This window comes from uncultured Mycobacterium sp., assembly GCF_964249325.1.
Taxonomy (GTDB): domain Bacteria; phylum Actinomycetota; class Actinomycetes; order Mycobacteriales; family Mycobacteriaceae; genus Mycobacterium.
In genome coordinates, this window is the sequence record NZ_CAXUCH010000261.1 from 593 (window position 1) to 3,221 (window position 2,629).

2 protein-coding genes and 2 pseudogenes (2 of these 4 cut by a window edge) are annotated in these 2,629 nt (G+C 66.8%); 1 reads left to right on the forward strand and 3 read right to left on the reverse strand.

The genetic code is table 11. The features are described 5' to 3' along the window. A pseudogene (locus tag ACFE99_RS21960) lies at positions 1 to 255 on the reverse strand (beta-ketoacyl synthase N-terminal-like domain-containing protein); its annotated part reaches 592 nt to the left of the window's first position; the annotation flags it as partial. Positions 256 to 577: 322 nt separating this feature from the next. Further along, positions 578 to 937: a hypothetical protein gene (locus ACFE99_RS21965; protein WP_375488537.1), complete on the reverse strand. Its 360-nt coding sequence runs from the start codon at positions 935 to 937 to the stop codon at positions 578 to 580. Positions 938 to 1,055: 118 nt separating this feature from the next. Between ACFE99_RS21965 and ACFE99_RS21970 the strand changes: the two genes are divergently transcribed. After that, positions 1,056 to 1,394 (forward strand): RNA polymerase-binding protein RbpA, encoded by a 339-nt coding sequence (locus ACFE99_RS21970; RefSeq protein ID WP_375488539.1) that lies wholly within the window; start codon positions 1,056 to 1,058, stop codon positions 1,392 to 1,394. A gap of 12 nt (positions 1,395 to 1,406) precedes the next feature. Here ACFE99_RS21970 and lnt read toward each other — a convergent pair. Further along, positions 1,407 to 2,629 (reverse strand): annotated as a pseudogene (gene lnt / locus ACFE99_RS21975) (apolipoprotein N-acyltransferase) (it continues 1,666 nt past the right edge of the window).

Sequence of the window (2,629 nt, forward strand, 5' to 3'; positions counted from 1 at the left end):
ATCAGGGTCGAACACTCCGTCCAAGTCCCAGCCACGGTCGGTGGGGAACTCCGACATGACGTCGCGGCCGTCGGCAATCATGTCCCACAGGGCCTCCGGGGCGTCCACGCCGCCGGGAAAGCGGCACGACATGCCGACGATCGCGATTGGTTCGCTCGACCGTTCCAGCAGCGCGCGGTTCTTGCTCTTCAGGCGCTCGACCTGTACCAGCGCTTTGCGCAGCGCCTCGGTCGCATGCTGGAGCTGATCAGCCATGTCGCTATTCCTCGCTTGGTTGTCCGGTGAAAGCGGGGTCACCGCGCAACAGGAGTCTGCGCACGCAGCGATGTCGGCTTGGTCTGCGGACCCACACGGTCATTGGTGAGCAGCAAGGCCGACCTCGGCACGATTTGTCAACACTCCCGATATCCCCCGGCTTTATACACGTCGCGGTACCGCCGCGCCGTGTTGCCCGCCCGATTCGCCGGCCAGGCCCACGGCCAACCGCACCGCCCAGCCGTCATGGCGCGACTGTACCTGCAATCGGCCCTCAGCGGTCACCGTGGTCAAGCTCGCGCGGCAGCGGTGGCAACCAGGCTCAGCGCCAGCCATCGGCCGCCGCTATGGCCTGCAGCAGCGCGTCGCACAGCTCGCGCAATTCGGCCTTTTCGGCGCCTTCGTCAAGCGCGGTGGCGACGTCTTCTGCGGCGCACCGCACCTGATAGACACGGTCCGACAGCTCGGCGGCCTCCCGAGCCGACAACACCACCGCGTCGGCCGGCAGTGCGTCGACCCCGCTGATCAAGGCCCGCTGTTCGTAGGCCCGTTGACGACAGGATTGCCGGCAGTATTGTCGCCGCCGACCCATCCCGGTATCGGCGACGTCACGACCACACCAGCGGCACGGCTGGGGTCTGCTGCGACGCGTCACGCCTGAAGACTGTAACGGTGCCCGCATCGCGATCCCGGTATCATGGAGGCTCGCGTTGCGTTGCCCGGCCCGGGAACCCGCGAGCCCGCCATAGCGTTGTCAAGCCGAAGAGAATTAGCTCAGAGGAGTTCGGAGGAGGAGGCCCATGGCTGATCGCGTCCTCAGGGGTAGTCGCCTCGGCGCCGTGAGCTACGAGACTGACCGCAACCATGACCTGGCGCCACGCCAGATCGCGCGGTACCGCACCGACAACGGCGAGGAGTTCGAGGTTCCGTTCGCCGACGACGCCGAGATCCCGGGTACCTGGCTGTGCCGCAACGGTATGGAAGGCGTGTTGATCGAGGGCGATCTGCCGGAGCCGAAGAAGGTGAAGCCGCCGCGTACGCACTGGGACCTGCTGCTGGAGCGCCGCACGGTCGAGGAGCTCGCCGACCTGCTCAAGGAGCGCCTGGAAATCATCAGGCAGCGCCGTCGCGGTAGCTGACGGCACAATCGGTTAGTGCTCGGGGAAGCTGGGCGCAGTGACTGCTGCTCGGCGTGATCGACCGTCCAGCCGCCCATTGATCCCCCACTGGGCAACCTTGACGATCGCTTCGCGGATGTTAGATCCGCTCATTTTGGACACGCCGAGTTCGCGCTCGGTGAACGTGATGGGCACCTCGGTAATGGTGAAACCGTTGCTGATGGTGCGCCAGGTCAGGTCGATCTGAAAGCAGTAGCCCTTGGAATCCACCGCGGACAGGTCGATGGTCTCCAGCACCTCCCGCCGGTAGGCGCGGTAGCCGGAAGTTATGTCGTTCACGCCGATGCCCAGCATCAGCCGCGAGTAGGTGTTGGCCACCTTGGACAGCGCCACCCGCCGCCACGGCCAGTTGCGCACCGTCCCGCCATCGATGTAGCGCGAACCGACGGCCAAATCGGCTCCGGCATCTACGGCGTCCAGCAACCGGTGCAGCTGCTCGGGTGCATGGCTGCCGTCGGCGTCCATCTCGACCAGCACCGAGTACTGCTGCGCCAGTCCCCAGCCGAAACCGGCCAGGTAGGCCGCACCAAGCCCGTCCTTGGTGGTGCGGTGCATGACATGCAGCCAGTCGGAATTCGCCGCTGCCAGCTCGTCGGCGAGTTGCCCGGTTCCGTCCGGGCTGTCGTCGTCGACGACGAGCACGTGCACATCGGGACGCGCCTGGTGCAGCCGCTGCAGGATCAAGGGCAGGTTCTCGCGCTCGTTGAAGGTGGGGATGATCACCAGGGTGCGCTGGCTGGGACGCTCTCCGGTGGCGCCGGATGTCGACTGGCCGGTGGTCATGTCGCTCCTTTGTCTGGCCCGGACCGGGCTGCATGTCGCCCGCCTTCGGCGGGGGTTTCGTCAGCACCCGCATCCGACGCGGCATCTTCGCCGTCGTCGAGCAGGGCGTCGTCGAATCTGTCCGCAGGCACAGCGGAGTCGTCCGTGGGCCGCAACCGGCTGCGCTTGGGACGCGGGAACCACCCATTGTGCCTCATGGCGGCGAGCACTGCCGCCGCGGCCGCGGTCACCAGAATCCATTGCACGATCGCTGCCCAGCTGGCGGCCGGCGTCGTCGTGGTCCTGAGCCGCACCTGATTGTCCAGGTAGGCGGGCACAAAGAAGTCGGTGCGGGCCAGCTCGCGGCCATCCGGCGCGATCACCGCACTGATCCCGGTGTTACTGGCGACCACGACGTAGCGGTCGAGCTCCAC

Coding starts and splice junctions, on each gene's coding strand:
- ACFE99_RS21965 (WP_375488537.1), bottom strand. CDS start 937: ATGCGGGCACCGTTACAGTCTTCAGGCGTGACGCGTCGCAGCAGACCC.
- ACFE99_RS21970 (WP_375488539.1), top strand. CDS start 1,056: ATGGCTGATCGCGTCCTCAGGGGTAGTCGCCTCGGCGCCGTGAGCTAC.